This is a genomic window from Amazonocrinis nigriterrae CENA67 (assembly GCF_016056305.1).
In the GTDB taxonomy this organism is placed as follows: domain Bacteria; phylum Cyanobacteriota; class Cyanobacteriia; order Cyanobacteriales; family Nostocaceae; genus Amazonocrinis; species Amazonocrinis nigriterrae.
In genome coordinates, this window is the sequence record NZ_JAECZC010000062.1 from 131077 (window position 1) to 137318 (window position 6242).

The 6242-nt window shown below is 46.9% G+C and carries 5 protein-coding genes; all 5 read right to left on the reverse strand.

The window, feature by feature from the left end:
- Window positions 1–3: 3 nt before the first annotated feature.
- Window positions 4–564 (reverse strand): HdeD family acid-resistance protein, encoded by a 561-nt coding sequence (locus I8748_RS25550; RefSeq protein ID WP_198127325.1) that lies wholly within the window; start codon window positions 562–564, stop codon window positions 4–6.
- 230 nt (window positions 565–794) lie between these two features.
- Window positions 795–3416 carry an ATP-dependent chaperone ClpB gene (clpB, locus tag I8748_RS25555; RefSeq protein WP_198127326.1) on the reverse strand — a complete coding sequence of 874 codons (2622 nt, stop codon included), beginning with the start codon at window positions 3414–3416 and terminating at the stop codon, window positions 795–797.
- A 273-nt stretch (window positions 3417–3689) separates the two neighbouring features.
- Window positions 3690–4010, reverse strand: a complete 321-nt coding sequence (locus I8748_RS25560; RefSeq protein ID WP_198127327.1) for a chaperone modulator CbpM — start codon at window positions 4008–4010, stop codon at window positions 3690–3692.
- Complete coding sequence (locus I8748_RS25565) at window positions 4007–5014, reverse strand: DnaJ C-terminal domain-containing protein (protein ID WP_198127328.1); 1008 nt, start codon at window positions 5012–5014, stop codon at window positions 4007–4009. Before I8748_RS25565 ends, I8748_RS25560 begins: the two co-directional genes overlap by 4 nt.
- 124 nt (window positions 5015–5138) lie before the next feature.
- Entirely contained in the window at window positions 5139–6158 is a 1020-nt protein-coding gene (locus tag I8748_RS25570) for a YfdX family protein (RefSeq protein ID WP_198127329.1), read from the reverse strand.
- Between the last annotated feature and the right edge of the window lie 84 nt (window positions 6159–6242).

Sequence of the window (6242 nt, forward strand, 5' to 3'; positions counted from 1 at the left end):
ATCCTAACCTCTTGCCCTATAGTCAGGAAGACTACGAGAAGCTAATGAAAGCATGATCATCCAAAGGCCTGTCAACAAAAAATTAATCCCTACAAATACTCCCAATACCCAAACTGCGCTGACAGGCCATTGATACAGAATAAAAATCCCTAGAATAATAGCCATGATACCGCTAAATAGTACCCAACCCCAGTTTGGATCTCGACGCATTTGAAATGCTGCAATCACCTCCAATACACCCTCAATAAAAATGATAAATCCAAAAGCTAAGGTGAGAGAGAGCGCAGCACCAAAGATGTTGCTAATCAACAAAATTCCACCAATTACGTATAGAATACCAACTACTAGTGTTGTCCAGAAGCCTCGTTTGTGACGTGATTGAAATGCATGAACAATTCGGACGATGCCAGCAATAATTAAAGTCCAAGAGAATACGATTGTGATGGCAATAGTGGCAATAAATGGTTCTGCGATCGCTGCAATTCCCAGCAGAATCATCAAAACAGCTAAGACAATTGCCAATGCTGAATTTGTTCTGGTTTCTCTAAAATCTTCAGAAGTCATAGCTTTTCCAAAAATGTTTTGATATGTTGTTAAATTTTGAAAGAGAGACGCGATTAACCCAAGTCTTTCCAAGAGTTATCGAAAGAATCGGGTCTAAAACCTTGCCTTTTAAGGCGAAAAGTTTTTGGAGCGGGGTATAAATCCCCGTTACAAAAACGGCCTCCTGCCTTCTGCCTTCTGCCTCCTGCCTCCTGCCTTCGTTATCTCTCCCTTGTGCTCCTCTGCCCCCTCTAAGCATTGACCAGATCAGGTGATAAGCGCTTCAATACCAGTCGTTCGTGTTCCACATGGACGTAGATTGTGTCGCCTTCGTGGAACTCGCCGCGTAGAATCGCTTTGGCAATCGGAGTTTCTAGTTCCCGCTGAATCGCCCGCTTCAGGGGACGAGCACCGTAAACTGGGTCATAACCGACCTGAACAATCCAATCGAGAGCCTCGTCGGAGATTTTGAGCGAGAGTTTACGCTCGCGCAGTCGCTCCTCTAAATGCTGCACTTGTAGTTTGACAATTTCGCGCAACTCGTCCTTCCGCAAGCTATGGAAGATAATGATTTCATCAATGCGGTTGAGGAATTCGGGGCGGAAACTTTCTCGCACTGCTTCCATGACGCGATCGCGCATTTGTTCGTACTTGCTATCGTCTCCTGCCACATCCAAAATGTATATTGAACCAATATTGCTGGTCATAATCGCGATCGTATTTTTAAAATCTACTGTGCGTCCCTGAGAATCAGTTAGGCGACCATCATCCAGGATTTGCAGCAGGACGTTGAATACATCAGGATGAGCTTTCTCAATTTCGTCAAACAGAATTACAGAATAAGGTCGGCGGCGAATCGCTTCGGTGAGTTGTCCGCCTTCTTCATAGCCCACGTAACCTGGAGGCGCACCGATGAGACGGGCAACAGCGTGTTTCTCCATGTATTCGGACATATCGATCCGCACCAGTGCATCTTCGGTATCAAACAGATATTCCGCTAAAGCTTTTGCCAGTTCTGTTTTTCCCACCCCGGTCGGGCCTAAGAAAATAAAGCTAGCAATGGGACGATTCGGGTCTGCCAACCCAGCACGGGAACGTTGAATTGCATCAGCAACAGCTCTTACAGCTTCGTCCTGACCAATCACACGTTTATGTAGCTCTTCTTCCAGATGCAAAAGTTTTTGCATTTCCGATTCAACCAGTCTGCTCACCGGAATACCCGTCCACTTGGAGATAATTTCGGCAATGTCAGCTTCGGTGACTTCTTCGCGCAACAGAGATTTACCGCTAGTCTGGATTTGGGCTAGTCGCGCTTCGGCTTCTTCTTGTTGTCGTTGCAACTCAGTGAGTTTGCTGTATTTCAGTTCTGCTGCTCGGTTGAGGTCGTAATCGCGTTCGGCTTGCTGAATTTCTACATTGACACGCTCAATCTCTTGTCTAATTTGGCGAATGCGATCGATAATTTGCTTCTCTGCCTGCCATTGAGCATTGAGAGCAACTTGCCGTTCTTTTAACTCCGCAAGTTCTCTCTCTAGCCGTTCTAAACGCTCTCTGGAAGCACTGTCTGTTTCTTTTTGCAGTGACAGCCGCTCCATTTCCAGTTGCAGAATTTTGCGATCGATTTCGTCTAATTCTTCTGGTTTGGAAGTAATTTCCATTTTTAGTTTAGCCGCAGCTTCATCCACCAAATCAATAGCTTTGTCGGGTAGGAAGCGATCGCTAATATATCTCGCAGACAGAGTAGCTGCCGCAACTAACGCACTATCAGAAATCTTCACGCCGTGGTGTAACTCGTAGCGCTCTTTCAAACCGCGCAGAATTGAGATGGTATCTTCCACACTGGGCTGATCGACATACACCTGCTGAAAACGACGTTCCAAAGCCGCATCTTTTTCAATGTACTTGCGGTATTCATCTAGCGTGGTGGCACCAATACAGCGCAATTCGCCGCGAGCGAGCATCGGCTTGAGCAAGTTGCTAGCATCCATCGATCCTTGCGTTGCACCCGCACCAACTACAGTGTGAATTTCGTCAATGAACAAGACGATTTGTCCCTGTGCTTCTTGGATTTCTTTTAAGACAGCTTTCAGGCGTTCTTCAAATTCTCCCCGGTATTTGGCTCCGGCAATTAACGCACCCATGTCTAAAGCTATTAGTTTGCGATCGCGCAATGATTCCGGGACATCACCACTGACAATGCGCTGCGCTAATCCTTCTACAATTGCCGTTTTACCGACACCGGGTTCACCAATCAGCACGGGGTTATTTTTAGTCCGACGAGAAAGGATTTGAATCGTGCGGCGAATTTCTTCATCTCGTCCAATCACTGGGTCGAGTATGCCCTCATGTGCCAATTGGGTTAAATCGCGTCCGTATTTTTCTAGCGCTTCATATTTAACTTCCGGGTTTTGATCTGTCACTTTTTGACTCCCTCGAATCTGTTGAATGATGTTGCGGAGTTTTTTTTCATCCAGTCCAAATTCTTGAAACAACCCTTTACCAAAGCGATCGTCTTTGGCAAAGGCAAGTATTAAATGTTCAATAGAAATATATTCATCACCAAACTCTTTGCGGTATTGTTCGGCGCGATCGAGCAGCGTCTCTAAACTGTGTGCGATGTATACCGAACCACTGCTAGCCCCCGATACTTTGGGCTGACGGTTGATGAAGTCGATAGTGCGCTCGTGTAGTTTTTGAACATTTACCCCAGCTTTGTTGAAAATAGAACTGGCGAGTCCTTCCTGTTCCAGTAGCGCTAGCATCAAATGTTCGCTCTCAATCTGCTGATGCTGAAACTGCTTGGCAATTTCGGGAGTACGAACAAGGGCTTCCCAGGCTTTTTCGGTAAATTGCTCGGGATTAGTTGGTTGCATAATCGTGCCCCTTAGCTGAGAAATAAATTATTTAGGCAGTCAAACCAATTCGTAATTCGTAGTGACGCTCCTGCGTCGCTAAAGCTGCGCTAACGTAATTCATAATTAAGAAAGTCTTACCTAGTCAGACTTTCAGGGTTTGGGTCTGTTTCATTATTTTCATGAAATGGTATCACGTTGAAAAAGAAAGGGAGAGATGTGGGGAGGTGGAGACAGTTGTTTCCGTCCCTAGCCTACGCATTTTTGTTAACGCTCTTAATTACGAATTACGAATTACGAATTACGAATTTGTAATTCAGCACGATAGGCGCGCAGTTGCGCCTTGAGTTGGTCAATTTCAGTTACCATATCTAGCACCATTGCTGCTCCGACCCAATTCAAGTTCAGATCGCGGTGCAACCTTTGAATCTGCACAACGCGAAACATATCCTGTCGGCGCAGCATGATTCCTACAGGTTCAATTAATCCCAGGCGGGCAAATCGTTCTAGCAATAAAACCGAGGTTTGGGTGAGGTGGGCGGCTTGCTCGAAACTATAGAGGCGATCGCCTGCTTCTGTCCACACCACGCAAGACAAACTCAGGTTAGAACTCATAATCGCACCTCTTCTAAGCCTTGACGGGGATTAAAACTACTGACCTGTCGCAATTTTTCATAGCACTCTCTTTCTTGGGGACTCAAATCTTTGGGTGTCACAATTTTTAACCGCACGATCAAAGCGGTACGATTACCTTTTGGATCGCGCCAGCCCTTGCCACGTAGTCGGAGTGCTTGGCCGGAATCCACGCCAGCCGGAATCGTCATCGTTACCTTGCCATCGGGCGTAGGAACATCTATTTGTACGCCAAGTACAGCTTCCTCTGGGCTGACAGGTACTTTGCAAGCAAGATTGTCGCCCTCAAATTTGAAGAAAGGATGGGGCAATAATTCAATTGTCAGATACAAATCGCCGCGTTGCTGACTAAAAGGACTCATCTGTCCTTTGCCTTTGACTCGAATGCGGCTTCCCGATTTTACTCCCGGCGGAATGCGAACAGTGATAGTTTCTCCATCAATTTGTAGCTGCTTCTGTGTACCGTGAAACGCTTCAGAAAAAGTGAGAGCGATCGCCGCTTCTGTATCCTGTGCGGGAACATCAGTGAAGCGGCCGAAAGGGTCTTCTCCATAGCCAAAGTCGGCGTATTCCCGGAATCCTTCTGGTCTTCTTGTAGTGCGATAATTAGCTGTGCGCTGCCTTGTACGACCGCCACCGCGACCTAACCCTCCCAGCAACTCATCAATGAAATCATTAAAGTTGCCATACTGGCTAAAGTCATAACCTTGTGTACCCGCCCCTCTGGGTGGAGGTGCACCCGCCGCAGCTTGTTGCCAGTACTGACCATACTGGTCATACTTCTGGCGTTTTTCCGGGTCGGACAGCACTTCATTAGCTTCGTTAATTTCTTTGAACCGCGCTTCGGCTTGCTTATCGTTAGGATTTAAGTCCGGGTGATATTTCCGTGCCAATTTCCGGTAGGCTTTTTTGATATCCTCCGGAGTGGCGTTCTTACTGACACCCAGAATTTCGTAATAATCTTTGAAATCGGTTGCTGCAACCATCAGCACCTCTTGAGATTAACGCAATGGGACGGGTGGGCAGAGGGGCAGGGGGAGATAAAACTCCTCACTCTTATAGAGACGCGATTCATCGCGTCTCTACTTTTAATTCTTGGAAAGACTTGGGTTAATGAGCCAGCGCGTTGCGGGGGTTCCCCCCGTTGTAGCGACTGGCGTCGCGTCTCCTGGCTTCTGCCCTATTTGAGGAATCATCTGGTTTAACGACTTCGGATACTCGGTTGAAGAAACTAGAGAATTGTTCTTGAAGCTTGGCAAATGCGCCTGCTGTGTTCTCACGTGCCTTAACTTGCCGCTCTAGATTTTTAATTGCTTTGTCAAATGCTGCATACTCGCGATCGCCTCTGGCATATCCTAGTTCTTGAGCTAACTTGAGTTGGGCACGAGCATCTTCTAGCAACCTCTGTGCTGCGTCGCGATCCTTCTCTGCTAAAGTAACCGCAGTCACTAGATCGGTATGGGCTTTGACTAGCGGCAGGGGTCGAGCTTGTTCTGTGACCACTAAAGTTGAGAGTGCAAGTTGCAGCACGCCTTTGGCTTCATCAATTTTGCCTTCGTTCAACAACCGAGCTGCCTGCTTCGTTGCATCTGGATATCTCTCTAATGGCAGATTGACGATTGCTGTGCGAATCTCGCTCATCAGGTTGTTCAACAGTTCGCGAGCCGCCGGAAAATCTTCTGCAATTACAACAGCCTTAACTTGTTTGCGAATTCGGTCAACCAAATTAAAATCCTGAGGGGCAAAATCGATGATCGCTACCTGAGCCGCCACCGGAATTAGAGCTAGTTTAGGGTATTGTGCTACTAGAATGTCAATTTTTCCAGTTGCTCGTTCTAGGGCAGCAATTGCTTCTTGAGTCTTTCCCCGCTCAATGGCAGCGATCGCTTTTTTAGTTTCTTCGATTGCGGCGATCGCTTCTCGATCCAGTTTACTTTCAGCCTCAGCTGTTGCCTGTTGTCTCTCCTTTTCAATCTCCTGCTGAAGACTAGTATCAAGCTGATTCAATCTTTCAGGAGATACCGCAGCAGAGCTAACTGCATGAACGGGAGCGATGAATAAAAGCGAGGAAAAAAGAATACCCACGAACAGGACTTGCAGCCTTCTAAAGAATCTGTGATATCGGTTCACGATCGTTCTCCTGGTTTATAAACTTGTTTTGCACCTGGATTGAAGAGGATAGGGGGATAGGGAGCAGGGGAGCAGAGGGGCAGG